Below are 25,170 nucleotides of genomic sequence, written 5' to 3'. Positions count from 1 at the left end.
CGACCGTGCCCTTGCTCGCGGACCCACCGACCAGGCCGGCGCGACGGCCCGCACCTGCGCCGGGCGACCGCCTCGTGCTGGGCTTCCTCGCCTTCAGCGTCGTCATGGCGTTCTCCCTGGAGCTCTACTTCGTCCTCCACTTCCGGGACATCGGCGAACGGCACGACGTGATCGCACGCGGCTTCCGGTTCTACGGATCCGCCGACCGCACGTACGCCGGTCAGGGCGACGTCCATCTGCCCCTGGCCCTGGAGACCATCAACGTCTTCGTCGTCCAGGCGCTCAACTGCGCGCTCGCCCACGCCATCCTGCGCCGGCGGCCCTGGCGCCACCCCCTCCAGCTGGGCATCGGCTCGTACCTGGCCGGCTCGGTCGTCATCTACTCCTGGCACGCCCACGTCGCCGGGTACCCCGACATGCCGGAACACCGGTTGCGGAACTACGTCGTCTTCTACGCCCCGAACCTCCCCTGGCTCGTGGGCGGCTTCTGGATGGCGGTGGCCTCGTTCGGGGCCCTCGTCCGGCTCGCGAGGGAAAGGGAGATCCGGCCATGACCGAAACGACCGAGGCGACGTTCGCACGCTACCTGCGGCTGGCCGCGGAGGACGACGGCCCCCGCGGCGAGCACTGCCTCGACCTCGTGACGTCGTACTACGACCTGGTCACCGACTTCTACATGGAAGGCTGGGGCCCCTCCCAGCACTTCGCGCCGGCCAGGCCCGGCGCCTCCCCCACCGACATCCTGGCCGAGGGCGAGCGGTACCTCGCCGACCGCGCGGGCCTGCGCCCCGGCATGAGGGCCCTCGACGTCGGCAGCGGGGTGGGCGGCCCGGCGCTCACCATCGCCGCCTACTCCGGCGCCCATGTGACCGGCCTGGACCTCCACCCGGGCCGGACCGAGCACGCCCGCCGGCGGGCCACCGACCTGGGGCTCCGGGACCGCACCGCGTTCGTCGAGGGCGACGCCGTGCGCATGCCCTTCGACGACGCCTCGTTCGACGTCGTCTACGCCTTCGAAGCCATCTGCCACACGGCCGACAAGGGCCGCGCCCACGCCGAGATCGCCCGGGTCCTCAAGCCCGGCGGACTGTCGATCGGTTACGAGTGGCTCGCCGCCGACGGGCTGTCCGCCGAGGACGTCCGGCGCCTCATCGAGCCCCTCTGCCGCTACTACGCGCTCCCGCAGCTCGCCACGCCCGCCCGGCTCGCCGAGCAGCTGCGGTGCGCCGGCCTCACCGATGTCGTCGTGGGCGACCCCGAGGCGACCGGTGACCTCTCCCCCACCTGGGACCACCTCGACCAACTCGCCGACCTGGGCGAACAGCTCGGCGACTCCCCGGTCAGGACGTTCATGGCGCACGGCGCGCGCGCACTGACACGGGCCGCCCGGGAAGGGGCCTTCCTCATCGAGTTCTGGGAGGCACGCAAACCGGAGGGACGCGAACCGGAGGGACCGGCGGTGTGAAACGACGGCGAAGACGAGACGAAGGGGGCACGCGGTGCGGCAGCGGATCGCGATCGTAGGCGCCGGCGTGGCCGGCCTGGGCGCCGCCTGGGCGCTCAGCCGGCACCCCGAGCGCTACGACATCGAGGTCTACGAGGCCGCCCCCGTCCTCGGCGGCAACGCCAGGACCGCGGACTTCCCGCGCAAGGACGGCGGTACGGTCCCCGCGGACGTCTCCGTCACCGCCTTCATCCCCTCCGTCTACCAGAACTACGTCGAACTCCTGAGCCTGCTCGGCATCGAGACCGTACGCACCCGCTTCAGCTACGCCGTGCACTACGGCGACGACGTCTACGCCCACGACCTGGACACACCGCTGCGGCGCAGGCTGGCCGGCGACATCGCCGCCTTCCGGCGGCTGCTGCGCACCGTCGGCCGTCTCAACGTCCTCAACAAGCGGCCCTCGCGGGCCACGGCGGCGCTCAACCCCTTCAACTACGTCACCATGCGCCGGGCCCTCGACCTGTGGGGCGTCTCCCCCGAGTTCCGCTACAAGATCCTCAAGCCGCTGTTCGTGAACTTCGTCCTCACCTCCGGCGTCTTCGCCATGCCGGCCTCGATGTTCGTCCGCTACCTGGACTTCTTCGACATCGAGCACAGCACGCCGATGGTCACCTGGCAGGGCGGCACCCGCGCCGTCTACGCCCGGCTCACCGAAGGGTTCGCCCGCCGCGTCCACCTCGGCCGCCCCGTCACCGCGCTGTTCCGCCGGCCGGACGGGGTACGGGTGGGGGACGCGCACGGCGTGACCGAACGCTTCGACCACGCCGTCCTCGCCTGCAACGCCGACCAGGCGCTCGCGCTGCTCCGGCCGGCCGACGCCCTGGAACGCCGGCTGCTCGGGGCCGTGCGCTACGAGTCCGGGCTCCACGGGAACGCCGTGGCGCACACCGACGCCTCGCTCCTGCCGGACGACGGGGGCGAGGGAGGCGACAGGGGCGACGGAGGTGATGGAGGCGACGGGCTGAACGTCGCCGGCACCCGCAGCACGTTCGTCCGCCACCGCGGCGGCGGCCGGCCGGACGACTACGAGATCACGTACGTCATGCACAACCAGCAGCCCTGGGGCGACGGCGCCGCCTCCCCCTGCCTGGTGACCTACAACGCCCACCGGCAGCCGGACCCCGGGAAGGTCGTCGGCCGCCACCGGTTCCGGCACATCGTCCACGACCTACGGCACACCCTGGTGCTGCACCCGCTGCTGCCCCTGCTCCAGGGCCGCCGGAGGACCTGGTACTGCGGGGCCCACACCACGTTCAACAGCCAGGAGCACGCCTTCCTGTCCGGTCTGGCCGTGGCCCACCGGCTGGGCGCGGACTACCCGTTCGCGGCGAACGAGGAAGCCGCCCGGTGGTTCCGCTTCTACGGCCGCATGTGCCTCGGCCCCCGCTTCCGCGCCACTCGGCGGCACCCGTGACCGTCCCCGCACCGGACCGGACCGGCGCCCCGCGCGCCCGGCCGTCCCGGCTGCTGCGCGGCACGGTGGGCCCGCTGGTCCTGCTGCTGGTCACGCCGCCGCTCGTGCTCCTCCTGTGGACGCTCGTCGTCGCCTTCGACGGCGCGCTGCGGCCCCTCGCCGATCCGGCCCGGTGGCCCGCGCTCGCGTCCGCGCTGCCGCGCCCGAGCCCGTGGGCGGCCCTCGTCATCACGGGCTTCACCGTGTTCGAGGCCGCGTTGCTGCGCCTCCTGCCGGGCCCCCGGTGGCACGGCCCGGTGACGCCGGCCGGCGTGCGTCCCGTCTACCGGGCGAACGGGCCGGCCGCGCTGGCCGTGACGCACGCCGCGTACCTCGGCGCCTCGGCGGGACTCGGCCTGTTCCCGGCCGGTGTGCTGTACGACCGCTCCGGCGAACTGCTGGCCACCGCCTGTGTCCTGGCCTGGGCGCTGTCGGCCGCCGTGTACGCCAAGGGCCTGCGCCGGCCCTCCGGTCCCGACCACGGGACGACGGGGCACCCGGCCCTCGACTTCTTCCGGGGGACGGAACTGCACCCGTCCCTCGGCGGGACCGACCTGAAGCAGCTCTTCAACTGCCGCGTCGGCATGATGTCCTGGGGCCTGCTGCTGGTGTCATTCGCCGCCGCGCAGCACGAGCGCTTCCACGGCGTCGTCCCGTCGTCGATGGCGGTGGCGGTCGGGCTGCAACTCGCGTACATCGTGAAGTTCTTCTGCTGGGAGACCGGCTACTTCGCGACCCTCGACGTCATGCACGACCGCTTCGGCTACTACCTGTGCTGGGGCGTGACCGTGTGGCTGCCGGGGGTCTACACCCTCAGCACCCTGTACCTGGTCGCCCACCCGCGCCGCCTGCCGCCGTGGGAGACCGCGCTGCTGCTGACCGTCGGCCTCGCCGCGCTCGCCGTCAACTACTCGGCCGACGAGCAGCGCGGGCGGGCACGGCGCACCGGCGGCGCGACCAGGATCTGGGGCCGCCCGGCGAAGACGCTGCCCGCGCGGTACGTGACGGGCGACGGGACCGAGCACACGACGGTGCTGCTCTGCTCGGGCTGGTGGGGCCTGTCCCGGCACTTCCACTACCTGCCGGAAATGGTGCTGGCCCTGTGCTGGGTGGCCCCGGCCTGCGGCGCGCGGGCGCTGCCCTGCTTCTACCCGGCGTACCTGGCCGTCCTGCTGGCCGACCGCACGGGCCGCGACGAGCGGCGCTGCCTGCGGAAGTACGGGGACGCCTACCGGGAGTACTGCCGGCGGGTGCGGTGGAAGGTGATCCCGTACGTCTATTGAGGGACGCGCGCGACGGCAGGCGTGCGGCGGCAGGCGGGTGCGGTAGGCGGGCGGCGGCGGACGTGTGACGGTATGCGTGCGGCGGCAGGGGCGTGGCGGTAGGCATGCGGCGACCGGCGCGTATCGGTAAGCATGCGGCGACCGGCGCGTATCGGTAAGCATGCGGTGACCGGCGCGCATCGGTAAGCATGCGACCGTAGGCGTGCGGCGGTGAGCATGCGGCGGCCGGCGCGGTGACGGTAGGCATGCGGCGGCAGGCGCGCGGCAGGGCGGGCCGGCCGTGCGGGCCTTTCCCACCATCCCTGCGCCGGGTTCCGGCCATCCTGCCGCGGACCGGGCGCGGTTGGCGTCCCGTCGGGGTCGGGAAGGGTGGGACGCCCTTATGCTCCTGCGCCACACGACGTGTTACCGGCGGTAGGGGGCTGTGATTCCCATGGTCGAGCGGAACGCGAAAGGTACGGAAGCGGGCGTGGCGCGCGGAGGCACCGCCCGCAGGACGTTCATCGGCGGGGTCACGGCCGCCGCCGCGGCCTCCGCGCTCGGCGGGACGGCGGGGGCGGCGGCCGCGTCGCCCCGGACCGGGCCCGCCGGGCGCGGCGACGGACGCCGGGGGGCCGCAGGCAGGACGGTCGCCGTGCTCGGCGGCGGTGTCGCCGGCCTCACCGCCGCCCACGAACTCGCCGAGCGCGGCTACCGGGTGACGGTGTACGAGCGCAAGGACGCGCTCGGCGGCAAGGCCCGCAGCATGGACGTACCGGGCAGCGCGCGCGGTGGGCGGAGACCCCTGCCCGGGGAGCACGGCTTCCGCTTCATCCCCGGGATCTACCACAACCTGCCCGACACGCTGCGCCGCATCCCGTTCCCCGGCAACCGGAACGGCTGCCACGACAACCTCGTCTCGCCCGGGGAGATGCTGATCGCCCGCACGGGGAAGGAGGGCATCCGGCTCCCGTTCGCCAACCCCGGCACCCCGCCGCCCGTCCTCACCCCGGACGAACTCCGACGCGCGCTGACCGCGTTACTGGACACCTTCACCGGCGTCCCGCCGCGCGAGATCGCCTATTTCGCGGGGCGGTTGCTGGTGTGGTTCACGAGCTGCGAGCGCCGACGGCACACGGAGTGGGAGCGTACGCCGTGGTGGGAGTTCACACGCGCGGCACGCATGTCGCCGGACTACCAGCGGTTGCTCTGCATCGGCCTGACCCGGAACATCGTCGCGACCAAGGCCGAGGTGGCAAGCGCCAAGACGGTGGCGACCTGCGCCGAGGCGTTCGTCTTCAACCTGCTCGGCCGGGGCGCGGACGGCCCGCCCGACCGGCTGCTCAACGCCCCTACCAACGAGGCGTGGATCGACCCGTGGGTGAGCTATCTGAGGTCCCTGGGTGTGGAGTTCCGCACAGGGTGGGAGGTACGGGACCTGCGGCTCTCCGGCGGGCGGATCACGGAGGCGGTGCTGGCGGAGAACGGCGGACAGGGCGCACGCCAGACCGTCACGGCCGACCACTTCGTCTCCGCCCTCCCTGTCGAGCACGCCCGTACCACCTGGAACGCGGAGGTCCGGGCGGCCGACCCCCGGCTGGCGCGGTGCGACGCGCTCCGGACGGACTGGATGACGGGCATCCAGTTCTACCTCACCGAGCCGACGCCGGTGATCCACGGCCACATCAACCACATCGACTCCCCGTGGTCGATCACCTCCGTGGCGCAGGCGCAGTTCTGGGCCGGGCGGGACGTCCGCCGGGACTACGGGGACGGCACGGTCGCCGACTGCCTGTCCTGCGACGTCTCGGAGTGGGACAAGCCCGGCATCCTCTACGGGCGGACGGCCAAGCAGTGCACCCGGGAGGAGGTGGCGCGCGAGGTGTGGGCGCAGCTGAAGGCGAGCCTGAACGACACCGGGCGGACGGTGCTGCGGGACTCGGCGCTGCACTCCTGGTTCCTGGACCCGGCGGTCCGCCTCGGCGGTCCGGGGTCGGACGCCTCCAACGACGAACAGCTCCTCATCCACCCCGTGGGCACCTGGGGCAACCGCCCGGAGGCCCGTACGGCGATCCCGAACTTCTTCCTCGCGGGCGACTACGTGGCCACGGACATCGACCTGGCGACGATGGAGGGCGCCAACGCGTCGGCGCGGGCGGCGGTCAACGCGCTGCTGGACGCGGACGGTTCGGCGGCGGGGCGCTGCGCGATCACACCGCTGTACCGGGCGCCGGAACTGGAGGCGGCCAAGTGGCGGGACGAGGTGCGGCTGCGGCTGGGGCTGCCGAACGCGTTCGATCTGGGGTGAGCGGGTTTCCTCCGGGCTGAGCGGGTTCGCTTCGAACCGATCTGGCCGGCTTGGGACTACGCATGTTCGCTTGGGGGTGCGCGAGCTCCCTCGGTTCCAGCTTGACGCGCCCCTGTCAATTCAGGCGGGCTCGTGGCACGCTGTCCGCACGCATCTCCTCCGGGCTCCTCCGGACGTACGTCGAAACCGGCACGACGGGACCGACACCGGGACCGACACACCGGGACCGACACGACGGGACCGGGACCGACACGACGAGCCCGACACGTCGAAACGGCTGGTCGAAACGGCTCGTCGGCCCAGCACTCCGGTACAGCTCATCGACACGGCACCTCGGCACAGCACCTCGGCACAGCACGTCGCACCGCTCGTCTGCCCGGGCCGTACTTGGCGCGGCCCGGCCCCCACACGGCCGCGCCGCGCACCGCGCGCCGGCCACGGCAGAGGGAGTACGCGTGAGACGACACCCCCGCACGACCGCCATCGCCACGGGCGCCCTGCTGGCCGCCTGTTCCCTGGCCGTACCCGGCCTCGGGACCGGCGCCGCCGGCGCCGCGCCCCCGCCGGCCACCGAGCACACCGCGGCCGCCACGGCGGAGGCGCGGCAGCAGGCCGCCGCCTTCTGGACGCCCGAGCGGATGCGCTCGGCCACCCCGCTCGACATCACCACCGACCGCCCCGCGCCCCCGCCCGCCCCGGCCCCGGCCGGCGCCCGCCACACCACCGTCGCCCCCACGACCACCCACGACGCGACCGCCCGCGTCCGTTCCTTCCCGCAGGCGGGCGGCCCCTGGACGGGCGGCGGCGCGGTGCTCAAGACGTCGGGCCGGGTGTTCTTCACCATGCAGGGCCGCACGGCGTCCTGCTCCGGCGACGCGGTCACCAGCGGCAACGGCAGCACGGTCATCACCGCGGGACACTGCGTGAAGTACCAGGGCAACTGGCACACCAACTGGACGTTCGTCCCCGGCTACCACGACGGCCAGGCCCCCTACGGCACCTGGGCGGCGACGAAGACGCTCTCCACGCCGCAGTGGACGGCGAGCGAGGACATGAACAACGACATCGGCGCCGCCGTCGTCGGCCCGCTCGGCGGCAAGCGGCTGACGGACGTGGTCGGCGGCCAGGGCCTGGACTTCAACGGCGGCTACAACAAGCCCATGTACTCCTTCGGCTTCCCGGCCGCCTCGCCGTACGACGGCACCAAGCTCATCCACTGCAGCGGGAACACCACCAAGGACTTCCTCCTCACCAAGGACCACGGCCTCTCCTGCAACATGACCGGCGGTTCGAGCGGCGGCCCCTGGTTCACCTCGTTCGACGAGTCCACCGGCACCGGGCTGCAGGCGTCGGTGAACAGCTTCGGCTACAACTTCCTGCCGAACACGATGTTCGGGCCGTACTTCGGCGACGTCGCGAAGACGCTGTACGACCAGGCGCAGACGAGCTGAGCCGGCCGGCCCGGGGAGGCGGCGGCGCCGTCCGCGCCGCGGTAAGCGGTAAGTGGACCGCGGTGGGGCGCGCCGCCGCCACAACGGGCCGTCTCCCGTTGGCCGTTCGGGTGGCTTCGGCAAGCCGTCTCGCGCGAGAAGACAGTCGCGGCCGTGCTCGGCCGGGTGAAGGGGGAGCCCGGCTGGAAGGCCCCCTTCCTGTGGAACGACATCGCCTCCTGCCTGGAGGGCGACCGGTTCACCGCGCCTTCGCCGCACTGAGAACCGGGGGCGCACGGGCGTGGACGTGCCCGGTTTCGGCGTCGCTGATCGGCGGCCCCTGGACGGGCGGCGGCGTACGGCGGCCGTGCGCGGACAACGCACGGCCCGCCTCGGCCGGGTGACCCCTACGGCGACACCTGGCGGCGGCCGCCGCCTTCCCATGACCGGCATGTGGCGATCTTGTGTCGGAAGCCGGCGAGGGCTCCCGCCGCCCGACCGGGGCTCCTTAAAGTCCGTACCAGTACACCGCACCCGTCCCCGAGAAAGGACCAGACCCCGTGCGTCTCCCCCGTCGCCCCCGTGGCCTGCGTGGCCGCAAAGCACTGGCCGCCCTCATATCCACCGCCGTCGCGGCCCCCGTGCTCCTCTCCGCCGCACCGGCCGACGCCCGGACCGCCGACGGTCCGGCCCGGCAGCATCAGAAGGCCGAGCGGCTCGCGAGGCAGTTGGAGCGGGACGCGTCGGCGAAGGGGGCGTACCGGCACCTCAAGGCGCTGCAGCGGATCGCGGACGCCAACGGCGGCAACCGGGCCGCGGGGACGCCGGGTCACGAGGCGTCGGCCGCGTACGTCCACCGGCTGCTGGAGAAGGCCGGTTACCGGGTTTCGTACCAGTGGTTCGACGTCTGGCAGGCGAAGACGCTGACCGAGAAGCTGTCGGTCGTCTCCCCCGACGCCCGTGATCTCAAGGTCGCGGCGGCGGAGTTCTCGCCGTCGACGCCGAAGGCGGGGCTGCTGGCGCCGCTCGCGCTCGCCCGGGTGGACAAGGACTCCGGCTGCACGGCCGACGACTACGCGGGGACGGTCTTCACCGGCCGGATCGCCCTCGTGAAGCGCGGCGGCTGCACGTTCGCCGAGAAGCAGAAGGCCGCCGCGCAGGCGGGCGCCGTCGGCACGATCATTTACAACAACGTCGCGGGCGGCGTGGCGAAGCCGTCGTTCGGGAGCCCGGCCGACGGGAAGGTGCCCACCGCCGGCATCTCCCAGGCCGACGGCGAGGCGCTGGCCGCGGCGGCGGCCAAGGGCGAGGTGCGGGTCGCCCTCGACATCCAGCAGCAGCACATCAAGCGGCGTACCCCCAATGTGATCGCCGAGACGCGGGGCGGCGACCCGCGCCACGTCGTCGCGCTCGGCAGCCACCTCGACTCCGTCCCGGAGGGCCCGGGCATCAACGACAACGGGTCGGGCTCCGCCGGCCTGCTGGAGGTCGCCCTCAAGCTCGCCGAGCGGACCCGTCACAGCGGTCAGCAGCCCACCAACAAGGTCCGCTTCGCCTGGTGGTCGGGCGAGGAGCTGGGCCTGCTCGGCTCCGAGCACTACGTCGCGCGGCTCTCCGACGCCGAGCGCAAGAAGATCGCCCTTTACCTCAACTTCGACATGATCGCCTCGCCCAACGCGGCCCAGCTCGTCTACGACGGCGACGACTCCGACCACAAGGGCTCCGGCCCCGGCCCCAAGGGTTCGGCGGAGATCGAGAAGCTGATCAACGGCTACCTCGACCGCAAGGGCAAGCCCCACGAGGGCACCGACTTCGACGGCCGCTCCGACTACGGCCCGTTCATCGCCACCGGCATCCCCGCCGGCGGCACCTTCACCGGCGCCGAGGGCATCAAGACGAAGGAACAGGCCGCCAAGTTCGGCGGCAAGGCCGGTGCCCCGTTCGACCCCAACTACCACGCGAAGGGCGACAACCTGTCGAACCTCGACCTCAAGGCGTTCGACACCAACATCGACGTCATCGCCCACGCGGTCGGCATCTACGCCCACGACCTGAGCTCCTTGGGCGGGGGCACGCGCGGCTGACGCGGGCGGGGGCGGGCCGGCCCGGTCACGGTCACGGCCGGCCCGCCCCGGCGCCGAGCGGAGACGAAGCGGAAAGGAAGAGGTGCGAGTTAACTTGCCCCCATGAACCCGATCACCGTCACCGGCTCCCGGCTCCACCTCCGCGAGCTCCGCGGTACCGACCTCGACGCGCTCCACGCCGTCCAGGGGCACGCCGACGTCGCGCACCACATGAAGGGCCGGGCGCAGAGCCGGGACGAGGTCGCGGACTCGATCTCGCGCGCGGCGGTCCACGCGGGCGCGGTGCCGCGCGTCGTCCACATGCTCGGCGTGGTCCGCTCGGCCGACGGCCGGCTGATCGGGCGGGCCGACCTCGATTTGGACCCGTTCTCCGAGAAGGCCGGCACCATCGGCTTCATGCTCCACCCCGACACGTGGGGTGCCGGCCTCGGCACCGAAACGGTTCACCTGCTCTGCGCACTCGGCTTCCGGCACCTGGGACTGCACCGGATCTGGGCCACCCGCTCCCCGTCCAACACCGCCTCGGGCAGGACGCTGGCGAAGGCGGGGCTGGCCGAAGAGGGCCGGATACGGGAGCAGTTCTTCGTGGACGGGGTGTGGCGCGACTCCGTCGTCCACGCGGTCCTGGAACACGAGTGGCGGGCCCCGGAGGGGTTCCCCGCGCCGTAACCGGCGGTACGCGGCCGTTGCCGCCCCGGCGGACCGCCGCTGCTCGCGCTTCACGCGCGGCTGACAGCGGCGAGGAGGGACACCAGCCCCAGTACGACGAAGCCGGCGAGCGCGAGGTAAATCATGGTCCTGATTCTGATCTCACGACTCGAATGCGCGTCAACCAGCCCTTGACGGCGAGTGTGCGTCAAGACAGACTTGACGCATGAGCCCACTCGACATCAGCCTCGCCGACCTGATCGCCCGGCTTGACGAGGAACTCCCCGACGCCAACGTGCTGGCCCGCATCAGCGAGGCGCGGATTCGCGCCCAGACGCTGACCGACCTCGGTGACCAGCTCATCGACCACTACGTCAGCAAGGCCAAGCGGAACGGCGCCTCCTGGACCGAGATCGGCGACGCCATCGGCGTGTCCAAACAGGCCGCCCAGCAACGCCACACCCCCGCCCCGTTCGAGCGGTTCACCGAGCTGAACCGGCACGGCATCGTGCTGGCGCAGGAGGCCGCCCGGACCCACAAGCACGACTTCATCGGTACGGAACACCTGCTCCTCGGCCTGCTCGGCGAGCCGCGCGGCCTCGCGTACGAGCTGCTGGTGGCGAAGGGCGGGTCGGCGCAGCGCGTCCGCGACGCGATCGACGAAGCGCTGCCGCCGGCCGGAGAGAAGGCGCCGCGAGGTCACATCGCGTTCCGGACGGAGAGCAAGGAGGCCATCGACCAGGCCCGCCTCGCCTCGGCCGACCTCGGCCACGACCGGATCGGCACGGAACACATGCTGCTGGGACTGATCCGCGTCGAGGAGAGCGCGGCCGCGCGGATCCTGCGCGGCCTCGGCTTCACGTCGGACGAGCTGCACGAGACGGTCAAGGCGGAGATCGCCGAACGGCTCGCCGGGCGCGACGAACAGTAGCGGACCGTCAGTTCGCCGCTCCGGTCACGGGGCACTCCCTTGCCCCGGGCCGGAGCCGGAAGCCGACGCGGGCGCGGACGCGGCATGTGGCACGAACCGGCTCAGCCGGAAGACGGTCGGCTGCGTCAGGCGCCCGCAGAACATGTCCATCCGCATCGCCGACCAGTCGATCCCGGGCTCCGCCTCCCGAAGCCCCCGCAGGTGCGCGTGCCACTCCCCCTCGTCCCGGGTCTCGAACAGCACCTGCCACCACCCCGCCTCGGGCGCGAACCGGTCGGTGGCCCGTTCCCTCTCCCGCTCCTGCTGACGTTTCCTCTTCCGCTGTCCCGGCATCGGGCCAGCATCGTCGCTTTCCCCCGGCACGGCAACGAAGAGCCCGGGCTCCGGCCCGTCACGTCGATTACCGCCCGGCCGCACCCGCCTGATCCGGCGGACGCCGCTCCCCCGCCGCGGGTGCCGACTCGCTTTCCGCCAACCCCCGCAGATCGGCCACCTCATACCCCCGCGCCCGCACCAAGTCGATGATCTGCGGCAGCGCTTCCGCGTCCAGGACCTCGCCGGAACCGTCGGCGGAGCCGATGTGCATCTGGATGATGGCGCCGGGGCGGAGGGCGTCGGCGACGCGTTTCACCGCCTGCTGGATGGTCATCCCGCCGGGGGTGCCGAGGTAGCCCTTGGTGTCGGTGGTCCACTCGATGTCGGCGTAGCCGAGGGAGTTGACGTGGGCGATCGTCCGCGGGGTGGTCTCGCCGTAAGGGAAGCGGAAGAAGGGGAGGGGGACGACTCCCGTGGCGCGGAGGGCGCGGTCGGCGGCCGTCACCTCCTCCTCCGCCTCCGCGCGGGTGAGGCGGGAGAAGTGCGGGTGGGTGTGCGAGTGGCTGCCGATGCCGTGCCGGCGGGCCATCGCCCGGACGGCGTCGGGGTGGCGTTCGGCGAACCGGCCGGTGGGGAAGAAGGTGGCGGGCGCGCCGTTCCGGTCGAGCGTGCGGAGGACGTCCGTCAGACCGGCCTCGTCCCAGGCCGCGTTGAAGGTGAGGGCCACCTCGCGCCGCGTCGTCGGGAAGGTGCGGTTCGCGGAACCGTACAGCCGCTCCACCGGGCCGGAAGCCGCCGGCCTCGCGGGCCTCCCGGCGTCGGCGGTTCTCGCGCGGCCGGCCGCGTTCGCGGAGGGCGGGCTCAGGGCCGGCCCCGGTGCCAGGGCGACGAGGACGAGCAGCGCGACGAGCGTCGGTGCGCGGTGGATTCGCATACGCCGAGCATGCCGGACCGCGCCCGTGCCCGTTTGCCGCTTGTGCCCGTTTGCCGCCCGTGCCCGTCTACCGCCCCCGCGCCCGTCTGCCGTCCCCGCGCCCGTTTGCCGTCCGCCCCGCCGGGTACCCGGCGGCGGTGAACATCCGCAGGAGGCCGAAAGTCGTCGTGGTGACCGGAGCGAGCGGCGGAGTCGGGCGGGCGACCGCCCGGGCGTTCGCCGCTCGCGGAGACAGCGTCGCCCTGTTGGCACGAGGACGGAAGGGGCTCGACGCCGCCGTCCGGGAAGTCGAGAAGGCCGGGGGCAGGGCCCTCGCCATCCCCGTGGACATGGCGGACGCGCACGCGGTGCGGGAGGCGGCGAATCGGGTGGAGGAGGAGTTCGGCCCGGTCGACGTCTGGGTCAACAACGCCTTCGCCACCGTCTTCGCGCCCTTCGTCGAGATCGAGCCGGACGAGTTCCGGCGTACGACGGAAGTCACCTATCTGGGGTACGTGTACGGGACCCAGGCCGCCCTGTCCCGCATGCTGCCCCGCGACCACGGCACGATCGTGCAGGTCGGCTCGGCCCTCGCCTACCGGGGCATCCCCCTCCAGTCCGCCTATTGCGGGGCCAAGCATGCCATCCAGGGCATGAACGAGTCGCTGCGCTGCGAACTGCTGCACGAGGGCAGCAGGGTGCGGACGACGATGGTCCAGCTGCCGGCGCTGAACACGCCGCAGTTCCGCTGGGCGTTGTCCCGGATGCCGCGCCGCCCCCAGCCCGTACCGCCGATCTACCAGCCGGAGGTGGCCGCCCGGGCCATCGTGTACGCGGCCGACCACCCGCGCCGGCGCGAGTACTGGATCGGCGGCAGCACCGTCGGCACCCTGATCGCGAACGCGGTGGCGCCGGGGCTGCTGGACCGCTACCTCGCCCGGACCGGCTTCTCCGCTCAGCAGACGTCCATGCCGACGGAGGACGGCCTGCCCGTCAACCTCTGGCATCCGGAGGACGACGAGGGCGGCCACGACTTCGGCGCGCACGGCCTCTTCGACGACCAGGCGGTCGTCCGGGCCGCCCAGCCGTGGGCCTCCCGCCATCGCGGCGCCCTGGCCCTGGCCGTGCTGGCGGCCGGCGCGGGCGTGGCCGGCGGGCTGCGGCGCGCCCGGCGCTGACCGCGCGAGGGGCCGACGCAGCATGGCGGGGCCGCACCCGGCGCCCCGCCACGCCCCTCCCGCCCCGCGCCATGTCACTCGTTCGGGGGTATTGCGCCGGTGTCCGTGCGCCCTCACCATGACCAGTGGCGGCGCCGGGCAACCGTACCGACGGCACCGCCGGGGCGTGAGCGGTGCGCGGGCCGGATGCGGGCCGTGCGACGCGGCCGGTCCCCGCCCTCCGTTCGCCCGCTCGTGGTCCGCCTGCCCCGCCCTGCGCCCGTCCGTTCGCGGCCGGGCCCGCGCCCCCGAAAGGCCGACGCGTCTCCGTCCCGGCCACCGCCGCGGCCACCATCCCGGTTCCCGTCCCGGCCGCCGCCCGGGTTGCCGTCCCGGACTCCGTCCCCTTCCCGAAGGGCATCCCGTCGTCGGTGCTCCCGGCCGCCCCCTGGGTCCGCGGTCCGGCCGCGCCGCGCCCCCGGATTCCGTTCGATCACCGCCCCGGGACGCGTCCCGGGCACCGTCCCGGCAACCCTGAGAACCCTCGGAAATGGGGATGGACGACCGTGACATCCGAACCGCACACCGGCTCCGGACCGGCCGGCCCGGCCGCCGTCCGGCTGATCTTCGAGTACGAGGGGCCGGACATCCGGCTCGTCTCCCGGCAGCGGGTGGACGCCGCGCCGCCGCCGACCGACGACCTCACCGGCCCGGCCGCCCTCGCCGGACAGCCCGACGCCAAGGGCTTCTGGGTGGAGGTCCGCGACGCCCGCCGACAGCCGCTGTACCGGCGCGTCATGCACCCCCCGGTGCGCCACGACGCCGAGGTGTTCTCCGACGACCCCGAGCGTTCGCTCGCCCGGGTGCAGGTGGACGAGCCGAAGGGGACGTTCGCGGTGCTGGTCCCCGAGATCGAGGGGGCCGACCACGTCGCGCTGGTGAGCAGCCCGCTCGCTCCGGGGCCGGCCCTGGCCCCCGCGTCCGAGGTGGCGCGCTTCTCTCTCACGCCGGACACGGACGAGACCGACGAGACGCCCGAGGGGGCCGTTGAGATGGGTACGGGGGACGGTGCCGTCGTCGGCACCACCAAAATCGTCGACAACGGTCCGGCGAACGCCCGCTGGAACCTGGTCATCATGGGCGACGGCTACCGGGCCAACGAGCTCGGCCAGTTCGCGGCGAACGCACAGAGCTTCGTCACCACCCTCTTCGCCACCGCGCCGTTCACCGGACTACGGCCCGCCATCAACGTGTACCGGGTGGACGTCCGCTCGTCCGACAGCGGCGCCGACGACCCCACGGCCTGCGGCGGTACGGGCGCGGCACCGGCCACGTACTTCGACGCGGCGTTCTGCAACAACGGCACCCGCCGGCTGCTGACGGTCAACACGGGCACCGCCCTGACGGTGGCGGGGCAGCAGGTGCCCCAGTGGAACATGGTGATGGTGATCGTCAACTCCACCGTGTACGGCGGCTCGGGCGGGTCGGTCGCGGTGTTCTCCCTCGCGCCCAACGCCAACGAGATCGGTCTGCACGAGATGGGCCACACGGCGTTCGGTCTCGCGGACGAGTACGAGTACTACCTGGGCTGCGGCGTCGACACCGACCGCAACACCCACCCGGCGGTCGAGCCGGCGCAGCCCAACGTCACCGTCGACCCCAACCGGGCGACGAACAAGTGGCGCGACCTCGTCGCCCCCGCCACGGCGATGCCGACGACGCGGAACGCCGACTGCGCGGTGTGCGACCCGCAGCCCAACCCCGTCGGAGCCGCCACGGTCGGCGCGTTCGAGGGGGCCGACTACTACCACTGCGCCGCGTTCCGGCCGCAGTACACCTGCCGGATGCGGGTGCTGGGCCAGCCGTTCTGCGCGGTGTGCCAGCGCCGGATCCGCCAGACGCTGCTGCCCCGGCTGCCCGCGAACCGGGTGACCTCGGTGGCGCGTACCTCGGGGCACCTGGACGTCTTCTGGGTGAACACCGACGGGAAGGTCTGGAGCAACTGGTGGGACCAGCAGGCCGGGAACGGCTGGGGCGACCACGGCGCGTTCCCGATCGCCCGCGACTGGCCGGCGCCGGCGGCCCACGACACCGGGGTCACGTCCGTCGCGCGCACCTCGGGCCACCTGGACGTCTTCTGGGCGGGGACAGACGGGAAGGTCTGGAGCGCCTGGTGGGACCAGAACGCCGGCGCGGGCTGGTACGACCACGGCGCGTTCCCCATCGCGCGCGAGTTTCCCGTCCCCGCCGCCCCCGGCACGGGCATCACCGCCGTCGCCCGCACCAGCGGCCACCTCGACGTCTTCTGGGCCGGCACCGACGGAAAGATCTGGAGCAACTGGTGGGACCAGAACGCCGGAAACGGCTGGTACGACCACGGCGCCTTCCCCATCGCCCGCGACTTCCCGGCCCAGGCCGCTCCCGGCACGGCGGTGACCTCCGTCGCCCGCACCTCCGGACACCTGGATGTCTTCTGGGCCGGTACGGACGGGAAGGTCTGGAGCGCCTGGTGGGACCAGAACGCCGGCGCGGGCTGGTACGACCATGCGGCGTTCCCCATCGCTCGCGACTTCCCGGTCCAGGTCGCCCCCGGCTCGGGCGTGGCGGCCGTCGCCCGCACCGGCGGTCACCTCGACGTCTTCTGGGCCGGCACCGATGGGAAGATCTGGAGCAACTGGTGGGATCAGGCCGCCGGAAACGGCTGGTACGACCACGGCGCGTTCCCCATCGCCCGTGACTTCCCCGTCCCCGCCGCCCCCGGCACGGGCATCGCCGCCGTCGCCCGCACCAGCGGCCACCTCGACGTCTTCTGGACCGGCACGGACGGCAAGGTCTGGAGCGCCTGGTGGGACCAGATCTCCGGCATGGGCTGGTACGACCACGGGGTCTTCCCCGTCGCCGCCCAGTGGCCCGTACCGGCCGTCCTGGGCAGCGGCGTCACGGCGGTGGCCCGGACCTCCGGGCACCTGGACGTCTTCTGGGCGGGGTCCAACGGGCGGGTGTGGAGCGCCTGGTGGGACCAGCAGGCCGGGAACGGCTGGTACGACCACGGCGTGTTCCCCATCTGAGGCCCTTGGAGCACCCCCTCACTCGCCGCGGCCCCGGGCCACGCCCCGGGCCGCGGCCGCCACCGCCCCCACCACCCCGGCGCCGGCGACCGCCGCCACCGCCCACGCGTCCCTCCGCCGCCGGTCCGGACGCAACGCGCCCAGTTTCTCCGGGTGTTCGGCGGGCGCCGGGCCGTCGAGGCCGAGGACGAGTGCCTCGGCCAGGTGCATGGCCCGGCGGCCGGTGCCGCCCTGCTCGATCTGGGTGCGGCAGCTGAAGCCGTCGGCGAGGACGTACGTGGCGGGCCCGGCGGCGCGGACGGCGGGGAGGACGCCCTGTTCGCCGACGGTCATGGAGAGGTCGTGGTGGCCGCGTTCGAAGCCGAAGTTGCCGGCGAGGCCGCAGCAGCCCTCGTCGAGGACGTCGGCGTGCAGCCCGGCGCGTTTCATCAGCTCCGTGTCGGCGTCGAACTTCATGACGGCGTGCTGGTGGCAGTGCGTCTGCACCAGCGCCGTACGCGCCGCGCGTGGCGGCCGCCAACCGTGCGGCGCCCGGTTGACCAGCAGCTCGGAGAAGGTGAGGAACTGCTCCGAGAGCCGCTGGACGTCCTGGTCCTCCGGCATCAGCTCGGGCGCGTCGGCACGGAACACGGCGGTGCAGGAGGGTTCCAGGCCGACGACGGGCGTCCCGGCCGCGATCCACGGGCCGAGGGTGTCGAGGGTGCGGCGCAGCACGCGCTGGGCCGTGTCCAGTTGGCCGGTGGAGATCCAGGTGAGGCCGCAGCAGACGGGCCGTTCGGGGACGGCGACCCGGAAACCGGCGTCCTCCAGCACCCGGACGGCGGACCGCGCGACGTTCGGGTGGAAGTGGGTGCTGAAGGTGTCCGGCCAGAGCAGGACCGTGCGCGGGTCGGCGGGGTCGGGCGCGGGCGCGCCGCGCGCCCGCCACCAGTCGAGGAACGACTCCTCGGCGAACAGCGGCAGTTCCCGCTCCCCCGCCACGCCGGCGAGGCGTTTTCCGACGGCGCCCAGGCCGGGCGCCTGGAGCAGCGCGTTGACGGCGCGGGGCGCGACGCGGGCGAGCCGGGCCCACACCGGGAGCCAGCCCAGCGAGTAGTGGGCGGCGGGCCGGAGCCGGCCGGCGTAGTGGTGGGCGAGGAACTCGGCCTTGTAGGTGGCCATGTCCACGCCGACCGGGCAGTCGGACTTGCAGCCCTTGCAGGCCAGGCAGAGGTCGAGGGCGTCGCGGACGGCGGTGGAGCGCCAGCCGTCGGTGACGGTCGAGTCCTCGTGGCCGTTCAGCATCTCGAAGAGGAGCCGGGAGCGGCCGCGGGTGGAGTGCTCCTCCTCGCGGGTGGCACGGTAGGAGGGGCACATGACGCCGCCGGTGCTGGTGCGGCACTTGCCGACGCCGACGCAGCGGAGCACCGCCCGGCCGAACTCGTGGTCGTCCTCCGGGTAGCGGAAGTGGGTGTCCTCGACGGAGGGCCGCCACAGCGGGCCGAGGCGCAGGTTTTCGTCGACGCGGTGGGGGTGGACGACCTTGCCGGGGTTCATCCGGTCGTCGGGGTCGCAGAGCTGCTTGAGCTCGGCGAACGCGCCCACCAGCCGCTCGCCGAACATGCGGACGAGCAGTTCGCCCCGCGCCTGCCCGTCGCCGTGCTCGCCGGAGAGGGAGCCGCCGTACTCGTGCACGAGGTCGGCGGCCCGGTGCAGGAAGCGGCGGAAGTCGGCGACGCCCTCGGCGGTGCGCAGGCCGAAGGGGACGCGGGTGTGGACGCAGCCCTGGCCGAAGTGCCCGTAGAGGGACGCGCTCTCGTACCCGAACTCGGCGAACAGCTTCTTGAGGTCGCGCAGGTAGTCGCCCAGCCGGTCCGGGGGACGGCGGAGTCCTCCCAGCCTTCCCAGGTCTCGCGGTCGTCGGGCGGCCGGGCGGTGACGCCGAGGCCGGCCTCGCGGGCCTTGAGCATCTCCTCTTCGCGTTCGGGGTCGTCGGACAGGGCGACGTCCGGGGCGTCCTCGGTCCGGTCGATGGCCCGCAGCAGGGCGCGGGCCTTGTCGTCGGTCTCCTCGGTGCTGTCGCCGGTGAACTGGAGGAGCAGCCAGCTGTTGCCCGCCGGGAGGCGTTCGAGGGAGTCGAGGTAGGCGCCCTCCTCGCGCATCAGCTGGGCCATGCGGTGGTCGATGGCCTCCAGTTGGTCGGGGTGGCAGTTGTCGAGGAGGCGGGGTACGTCGTCGGCGGCGGCGCAGATGTCGTCGTAGCCGAGGACGAGGACGGTGGCGGCGGCCGGTACGGGGACCAGGTCGATCTCGGCGTGCAGCACGGTGACGAGGGTGCCCTCGCTGCCGGCCAGGGCGCGGGCGACGTGGAAGCCGTTCTCGGGGAGGAGGGAGTCGAGGTTGTAGCCGGAGACGCGGCGGGGGATGCGGGGGTAGCCGCGCCGGATCGCGGCGAGGTGGCGGTCGGCCAGGCCGCGCAGGCCCCGGTAGAGCTGGGCGCGGCGGCCGTCGGCGGCCTGGATCCGCTCGTACTCCTCGTCGTCGGTGGCGCCGGTCCAGCAGCGGAGTCCGTCGTAGGTGAGGATCTCCAGGCGGCGGAGGTTGTCGACGGTCTTGCCGTAGGACTGGGCGGTGGCGCCGCACGAGTTGTTGCCGATCATGCCGCCGATGGTGCACTGGCCGTGCGTGGACGGCTTCGGCCCGAACTTCAGCTTGTGCGGGGCGAGTTGCCGGTTGAGGTCGTCGAGGACGATGCCGGGTTCGACGACGCAGGTGCGGGCCTCGGGGTCGACCGAGACGAGCCGGTGGCAGTACTTGGACCAGTCGATGACGACGGCCCGGTTGGTGGTCTGGCCGGCGAGGCTGGTGCCGCCGCCGCGGGAGAGGACGGGGAGCCCGTACTCGGCGCACACGGCGACCGCCTCCGCGCCGGCGTCCACGGTGCGCGGAAGGACGACGCCGAGGGGCGGCTGCCGGTAGTTGGACCCGTCGGTGGAGTACGCGCCGCGGCTGCCGGCGTCGAAGCGCACCTCGCCGTCGACGCGCCGCGACAGCGCCCGGCGTGCCGCGCTCAGCGCCTTCTCCTCCGTCTCCCCCGTCGCCCGTCCGTCCGTCATCGGGTCTCCCTCCGTTCGGCGGGCCGGGCGCGCCGCCGGTCGTCCACGACCACCGTGGCATCCGGGGCGGGGCGCCGCAGGGCGTGGGCGCCCGATCGGGGCCCCTCGTCCGGCGGGTCCGCCCGGCCGCCCGGCCGGTCAGCCGCCTGGCCACAGGATCAGCGCCGACAGCAGTCCGATGCCGGCCACCGCCCACGCCACGTAGTCGCCGACGTGCCCGGAGTGCAGCCGGCGCAGTGGGGCCGCCCACCGCCGGGCCGGGACGGCACCGCGTACGCCGAGCGCCGCCAGCCCGGTGGCGAGCAGGGCCGAGAGCAGGCCGAGGCCCACACCGGCCGGGCTCCACCACGCGTACGGGTGCCCCGCGCCGAGCCGGGCATGCGTGCCGTCCAGCACGGTGGCCGCGTACCCGGCGTGGTCGGTGAAGGCGCGCGCCGCGCCGGCCGCCTCGCGGGCGAGGGCGGGCACGGTCCCGACGGCGAGGGCGCCGGTGAGCAGGAGGGCGGCGACCGCGGCCATCAGCGACGGCAGCCGGCGCACCCGGCGGGCGGTCTCGGGCAGCTCCTGGTCGCCGGTGGTCTCGGGGGCGCCGCACTCGTCCTCCTCGCGGGGGCCGGCGCCGAGGAACACACGGGCGGCGGCCCGCAGCACCGCGCCGCCGGTCACCGCCGAGACCACGACGTACAGGGCGGTCAGCCACACGGCCTGCCCCTCGGCCAGCGCCTTGCCGAGCGCGGTCCCGAACGGCGGCAGCCCGGCGAGGGCGAGCCCGCCCGCCGCGTAGAGGGCGCCGACGCCGCGCATCTCGCGCGCCCGCCCGTGCAGCCGGTGCTCGTCGACGCCGCCGTAGCGGTCGAGGAGCGCGCCGGTGCACGCGAAGAGGGCGGCCTTGACGCCCGCGTGCCCGAGGACGTACAGGAACACGCCGGTGACGCCGTCGGGTTCGAGCGCCGCGAGCCCGGCGAGGAACAGGCCGGTGTGGGCGACGGTGGAGAAGGCGAGCAGCCGTTTCAGGTGCCGCTGCTGCCAGCACAGGGTGGCGCCGGTGAGGGCGGTGAGCAGGCCGAGAACGGTCAGGGCGCGCCGGAAGTCCTCGGCGGGGACGCCGCCGGGCCCGGCGAAGACCGTCACGTACACGCGGGCGGCGCCGTACACGCCCATCTCCACCATGACGCCGGAGAGCAGCATGCAAACGGGCGTCGGGGCCACGGCGTGCGCGTCCGGCAGCCAGAAGTGGAAGGGCACGGCGGCGGCCTTCACCAGCAGGCCGGTGAGGATGAGCACGAACGAGGCGAGGACCAGGGCGTCGTGCCGGCCGAGCGCGTCGAGTTCACGCCCGGCCTGGGCCATGCCGAGCTCGCCGGTGCGGGCGTAGAGCAGGGCGATGCCGAGGAGTGTGGCGTAGGCGCCGAGGGAGTTGACGAAGCCGAAGGCGAGCGCGCCCTGCACGGGACGGGCCTCCTCGACGCGGTAGCCGGTGAGGGCGTAACCGACGGCGCCCATGAGTTCGAAGAAGACGAAGGCGTTGAAGAGGTCGCCGGTGAGGGCGAAGCCGCACATGCCCGCCTGGAAGAGGAGGATGAGGGCGGGGAAGGAGCCGGTGTGGCCGCGCGGCGGTTCGTCGAAGTAGCGCCAGGCGTAGGCGAGGACGGTGACGACGAGGAGCGAGGTGAGGGCGGCGAGGCCGGTGCCGGTGCGGTCGCCGGTGAGGACGATGCCGACCCCGTGGCCGCCGGCCGGCCGCCAGTCGCCGGCCCAGACGATGTGCGGGCCGCCGGCGAGGGCGGCCGCGGCGAGGCCGGCGGAGGCGGCGGCGCAGAGGCAGCCGAGGGTCTCGGCGACCGGCCGGGGCATCCACCGGCCCGCGCCGGCCAGCAGGGCGGCACCGAGCAGCGGCACCACGACGATCAGCGGGAGCAGCCGGTCCACCGGGTCAGCCCTTCAGTTCGGACAGGGCGTCGGGGTCGGTGGTGCCGTGCCGTTTGGCGATCTGCACGACGAGGGCCAGCAGCAGCGCCGTGACCGTCGCGCCGACGACGACGTCGGTGAGGGCGAGGGCCTGCACGACGGGGTCGACGACGGGCCGGGAGCCGGGCGCGATGTCGGAGAAGACCGGCGCGGTGCCGCCCTTGCGGTAGCCGACGGCCAGGAGCAGGACGTAGGTGGAGGACTGGGTGACGGACAGGCAGCCGACGGCGTGCACGAGGTCGCGGCTGGTCGCCATGCCGTACACGCCGACCAGGAAGATCCAGCCGGCGACGAGGTAGGGCAGCACGCTCATCCCGTCCCCTCCCCCGGGCCCTCGCCGCCCTCGATCTCCAGGGCCTGCCCGAGGAACCGAGCCAGCAGGACGACCACGGCGGCGGCGACCTCCACGCCCACGGCGGCGTTGAGCAGGGGGACGATGCCGCCGGAGGAGAGCGTGTTGAAGGTGCCGTACGGCAGGACGTTGGCCAGGTAGGCGGCGCCGGCGAGCAGCCCGCCCGCGCCGGTGAGGACGTACGCGGCCTCACCCGCGGCGTCGGCGATCTCGTAGACGCCGAGCGGCCGGACGCGTTCCAGGGCCCGGTAGTCGACGGCGATGTAGAGCAGGTGCACGGCGGTGGCGACGACCACGCCGCCCTGGAAGCCGCCGCCGGGGCTGAGCTGGCCGTGGGCGACGACGTACAGGCCGATGAGGAGGGTGACGGGCAGCAGGAGCAGCCCGTAGCGGCGGGTCGGGGCCGGCACGGGCGCGGGCCGGGGGGCGGTCCGGTGCTCGTCGCTCGTCTGCCGGAGGAGGACGACGGTGCCGAGGACGGAGCCGAACAGGATGCTCTCCTCGCCGAGGGTGTCGAGGGCGCGCTGGTCGAAGTTGACGGAGGAGATGGTGTTGGCGGTGTGCCGGAGCAGCGCGGCGTGCACGGCGCGGTCGCCGTAGGGGTGCCGGGCGCCGCCGAACGGCGGCAGTTCGACGCAGGCGGCGGCGAAGAGGGCGGCGGTGGCGAGCAGCCCCAGGGCCAGGACCCACAGCCGGACGCGGCGGCTCACCGGGACCGCCCCTTCTCCTCGTCCTCTCCCTGCCGACTCCGGCCGGTCCGCCGCACCTTGCGGACCGTCAGCAGGATCATCAGCGGGGTGATCGCCGACCCGACGGCGAGCTGCGAGAGGCCGACGTCCGGCGCCTGGTCCACGGTGAACAGGACGGCGAGCGCCAGACCGAGGAGCGACAGGACGAGGGCCTGCCGGGCCGGGTCCCGGTTGAGGACGGCGGCGGTCGCGGCCGCCGCGACGAGGAGCAGCGCGAGGCCGCCGAGGACGTCATCCACCGCGCACCGCCCGGGTGGTGACCGCTCCCCCGGCGAGCAGCAGCACGCCGATCACGATCAGTTTGGCCATGGCCCGGCCGGGGCCGGTGGCGACGCAGAGCGGGACGACGGTGGCGACGGTCGCCGCGGCGACGAGCGGGCTGAGCAGCCGGGATCCGCCGCCCACCGCGTCCGGCGACGTCTCGAAGAGCCGGACGAAGACCAGGGTGCCCGCCGGGCCGAGCACGGAGACGACGAGGGCGAGGTCGGTGTAGGCGGGCCGCCGATAGCCCTGGGCGAGCAGCAGGAACACCAGGCACAGCAGGAGTGTCGCGGTGTTCTGCGCGGTCATCCGGCGGCCGGTGCCGCCGGTCGCGGCGCCCCAGAGACAGGGGCCGAGCCCGCCGGCGACGAGAAGGGCGGCGCCCGCCAGCCACCAGTTCACCGCTCGGCCGCCGCCCGCCGCGCCGCCCGGGCCGCCCACGCCCCGACCGCCGCGGCCCCCGCCCCGACCCCGGCCTCCAGGACGTCCACGGATGAGATCAGCACCACCCACAGCAGGGTGAGCCCGGCCCACCACCCCAGCGTCTCGACGGCGACGACGGCACGGCCCTTGTCCGGCATGCGCATGCCCGCTCCTCCCTGCTCGACCCCCGGCCGCCCCCGGATACCCGGCTCCCGGCCGGCCATGCGGGCGGCGCGGGGAAGCGGTGGTCAGGGCACGAATACCAGACGCCGGGGACGGGGGCGCGGACCCGGAACGCCCGCGTGTCCGGGCGGGTGGGCGGTGCGTCCGGCCCGGCGGCCCGCCACCGGAAAAGGGCGGGCGTATGCGCCACGAGGACGTGGAGACTGTCCTCATGCTGATCGTCGACGTCGTCCTGGAGACCGCGGACACCACCGATTTCACCCTCTGGCCGGTGGCCGCCCTCCCTCCGTACCGGCCGCTCGCCCTGTCCGACCGGATGACGCCGGACGAGGTCGGCAGCGCGGTGGCGGCCCTGGCCCGGCACACCGTCGGGGCGTCGGACGACGACGCGCCCGCGCCGGACGCCGCCGCCCTCGTCCGCCGGATGCTCGCGGAGGAGCAGATCACCGTCGACGGCGGCCTGCGCTTGCACCACACCGGCCTCGGGGTCACCGTGAGCCCCGGCTGCTGCTGCGGATTGGCGGACTGGCGTGACTGGCTGGGCGTGGTGGCGGACGGCGAGGTGCCCTGGCTGGGCCATGACCCGACGCCGCGCGTGGAGCTCACTGACGGGACGGTCCGGCTCTGGCCCGACGGCGGGTTCGCGGCCGAGCCACCTCCCACCCGGCCCGTCGGGATACCGGTCGCGGAACTGCCCGGCATCCTGCGGTCGGCGCGGGACGATCTGCGTAGCTTCATCGGCCTCGTCGAGCGGTGGGCGGCCCGTCATGTGCCCGCCCTCGCGGAGGAGCTGACGGCCCGGCTGGACACGGACCTGGCCGTCGGCGCGCCGCTGCCCGGGGAGCCCGTCGGGGCGTGAGCACGACCGGCGCGGCGACGACGGGACGAGCGGGGCCCCCGCAGTGCGGGCCGGCGGCCATGCGGGGTGACGCCCGCGCGGGGTGACGGCCGGTCCGGGCTCGGCCACGCCGCGGCGCGCGTCCGCCTGGTGTCGGCAGGGTGGCCGTCCAGGGTGTGAGGCCGGAGAGGCGTCCGCGCACCCGGGCGGCGTACCGTCAGCCGG

Annotated in this window: 20 protein-coding genes and 1 pseudogene; 12 read left to right on the top strand and 9 right to left on the bottom strand. The window is 74.0% G+C overall.

Annotation, left to right across the window (positions count from 1 at the left end):
* Positions 1–5 precede the first annotated feature (5 nt).
* The 9 genes from ACQEVS_RS29210 to ACQEVS_RS29170 all read left to right on the top strand — a co-directional run bounded on the left by ACQEVS_RS29210 (position 6) and on the right by ACQEVS_RS29170 (position 11,623).
* Positions 6–554, top strand: coding sequence for an EXPERA domain-containing protein (locus ACQEVS_RS29210; RefSeq protein WP_433025357.1), 549 nt, complete (start codon positions 6–8; stop codon positions 552–554).
* Positions 551–1,465 (top strand): SAM-dependent methyltransferase, encoded by a 915-nt coding sequence (locus ACQEVS_RS29205; protein WP_433025354.1) that lies wholly within the window; start codon positions 551–553, stop codon positions 1,463–1,465. Before ACQEVS_RS29210 ends, ACQEVS_RS29205 begins: the two co-directional genes overlap by 4 nt.
* 34 nt (positions 1,466–1,499) lie before the next feature.
* Positions 1,500–2,921 carry an FAD-dependent oxidoreductase gene (locus ACQEVS_RS29200; RefSeq protein WP_433025351.1) on the top strand — a complete coding sequence of 474 codons (1,422 nt, stop codon included), beginning with the start codon at positions 1,500–1,502 and terminating at the stop codon, positions 2,919–2,921.
* Positions 2,918–4,243: a hypothetical protein gene (locus tag ACQEVS_RS29195; RefSeq protein ID WP_433025348.1), complete on the top strand. Its 1,326-nt coding sequence runs from the start codon at positions 2,918–2,920 to the stop codon at positions 4,241–4,243. Before ACQEVS_RS29200 ends, ACQEVS_RS29195 begins: the two co-directional genes overlap by 4 nt.
* A 433-nt stretch (positions 4,244–4,676) precedes the next feature.
* On the top strand, positions 4,677–6,530 hold the full coding sequence (locus tag ACQEVS_RS29190) for a hydroxysqualene dehydroxylase (protein ID WP_433025345.1): 1,854 nt from the start codon (positions 4,677–4,679) through the stop codon (positions 6,528–6,530).
* A gap of 455 nt (positions 6,531–6,985) precedes the next feature.
* A complete protein-coding gene (locus ACQEVS_RS29185) occupies positions 6,986–7,981 on the top strand; it encodes a trypsin-like serine peptidase (RefSeq protein ID WP_433025342.1) in 996 nt (331 codons plus the stop codon).
* Positions 7,982–8,520: 539 nt separating this feature from the next.
* Positions 8,521–10,044, top strand: coding sequence for a M28 family metallopeptidase (locus ACQEVS_RS29180; RefSeq protein WP_433025340.1), 1,524 nt, complete (start codon positions 8,521–8,523; stop codon positions 10,042–10,044).
* A 102-nt stretch (positions 10,045–10,146) separates the two neighbouring features.
* Positions 10,147–10,713: a GNAT family N-acetyltransferase gene (locus ACQEVS_RS29175; RefSeq protein ID WP_433025337.1), complete on the top strand. Its 567-nt coding sequence runs from the start codon at positions 10,147–10,149 to the stop codon at positions 10,711–10,713.
* A 205-nt stretch (positions 10,714–10,918) separates the two neighbouring features.
* A complete protein-coding gene (locus tag ACQEVS_RS29170; protein ID WP_433025334.1) occupies positions 10,919–11,623 on the top strand; it encodes a Clp protease N-terminal domain-containing protein in 705 nt (234 codons plus the stop codon).
* Positions 11,624–11,647: 24 nt separating this feature from the next.
* On the opposite strand, the gene ACQEVS_RS29165 is transcribed toward ACQEVS_RS29170, so the two are convergent.
* Positions 11,648–11,956 (bottom strand): hypothetical protein, encoded by a 309-nt coding sequence (locus ACQEVS_RS29165; RefSeq protein WP_433025331.1) that lies wholly within the window; start codon positions 11,954–11,956, stop codon positions 11,648–11,650.
* Positions 11,957–12,023: 67 nt separating this feature from the next.
* Entirely contained in the window at positions 12,024–12,872 is an 849-nt protein-coding gene (locus ACQEVS_RS29160) for a polysaccharide deacetylase family protein (RefSeq protein ID WP_433025328.1), read from the bottom strand.
* A 137-nt stretch (positions 12,873–13,009) separates the two neighbouring features.
* On the opposite strand from ACQEVS_RS29160, the gene ACQEVS_RS29155 reads away from it, so the two are divergent.
* Both ACQEVS_RS29155 and ACQEVS_RS29150 read left to right on the top strand, forming a co-directional pair.
* Positions 13,010–14,029, top strand: coding sequence for an SDR family oxidoreductase (locus tag ACQEVS_RS29155; protein WP_433025325.1), 1,020 nt, complete (start codon positions 13,010–13,012; stop codon positions 14,027–14,029).
* Between the two features lie 545 nt (positions 14,030–14,574).
* Positions 14,575–17,076: a M64 family metallopeptidase gene (locus ACQEVS_RS29150; RefSeq protein WP_433025322.1), complete on the top strand. Its 2,502-nt coding sequence runs from the start codon at positions 14,575–14,577 to the stop codon at positions 17,074–17,076.
* 18 nt (positions 17,077–17,094) lie between these two features.
* Here the strand turns inward: ACQEVS_RS29150 and ACQEVS_RS29145 are convergent.
* The 7 genes and pseudogenes from ACQEVS_RS29145 to ACQEVS_RS29115 all read right to left on the bottom strand — a co-directional run bounded on the left by ACQEVS_RS29145 (position 17,095) and on the right by ACQEVS_RS29115 (position 24,088).
* Positions 17,095–20,171: pseudogene (locus tag ACQEVS_RS29145) on the bottom strand (FAD-binding and (Fe-S)-binding domain-containing protein).
* Between the two features lie 138 nt (positions 20,172–20,309).
* Entirely contained in the window at positions 20,310–22,100 is a 1,791-nt protein-coding gene (locus ACQEVS_RS29140) for a complex I subunit 5 family protein (RefSeq protein ID WP_433025319.1), read from the bottom strand.
* Between the two features lie 4 nt (positions 22,101–22,104).
* Positions 22,105–22,452 (bottom strand): sodium:proton antiporter, encoded by a 348-nt coding sequence (locus ACQEVS_RS29135; protein WP_004950496.1) that lies wholly within the window; start codon positions 22,450–22,452, stop codon positions 22,105–22,107.
* The gene (locus ACQEVS_RS29130; protein ID WP_433025316.1) at positions 22,449–23,201 is read right to left on the bottom strand and encodes an MnhB domain-containing protein; all 753 of its coding nucleotides are present in this window, start codon (positions 23,199–23,201) and stop codon (positions 22,449–22,451) included. The genes ACQEVS_RS29135 and ACQEVS_RS29130 overlap by 4 nt, the downstream gene beginning before the upstream one ends.
* A complete protein-coding gene (locus ACQEVS_RS29125; protein ID WP_433025313.1) occupies positions 23,198–23,479 on the bottom strand; it encodes a Na(+)/H(+) antiporter subunit B in 282 nt (93 codons plus the stop codon). The genes ACQEVS_RS29130 and ACQEVS_RS29125 overlap by 4 nt, the downstream gene beginning before the upstream one ends.
* Complete coding sequence (locus ACQEVS_RS29120) at positions 23,472–23,903, bottom strand: monovalent cation/H+ antiporter complex subunit F (RefSeq protein WP_433025310.1); 432 nt, start codon at positions 23,901–23,903, stop codon at positions 23,472–23,474. Before ACQEVS_RS29120 ends, ACQEVS_RS29125 begins: the two co-directional genes overlap by 8 nt.
* Complete coding sequence (locus ACQEVS_RS29115) at positions 23,900–24,088, bottom strand: hypothetical protein (protein ID WP_433025307.1); 189 nt, start codon at positions 24,086–24,088, stop codon at positions 23,900–23,902. Before ACQEVS_RS29115 ends, ACQEVS_RS29120 begins: the two co-directional genes overlap by 4 nt.
* 200 nt (positions 24,089–24,288) lie before the next feature.
* On the opposite strand from ACQEVS_RS29115, the gene ACQEVS_RS29110 reads away from it, so the two are divergent.
* The gene (locus ACQEVS_RS29110; RefSeq protein ID WP_433025304.1) at positions 24,289–24,966 is read left to right on the top strand and encodes a hypothetical protein; all 678 of its coding nucleotides are present in this window, start codon (positions 24,289–24,291) and stop codon (positions 24,964–24,966) included.
* The last annotated feature ends 204 nt before the right edge of the window (positions 24,967–25,170 follow it).

The organism is Streptomyces sp. CA-181903, assembly GCF_050937075.1.
In the GTDB taxonomy this organism is placed as follows: Bacteria; Actinomycetota; Actinomycetes; order Streptomycetales; family Streptomycetaceae; genus Streptomyces.
This window is presented reverse-complemented; position numbering and strand designations above follow the sequence as displayed.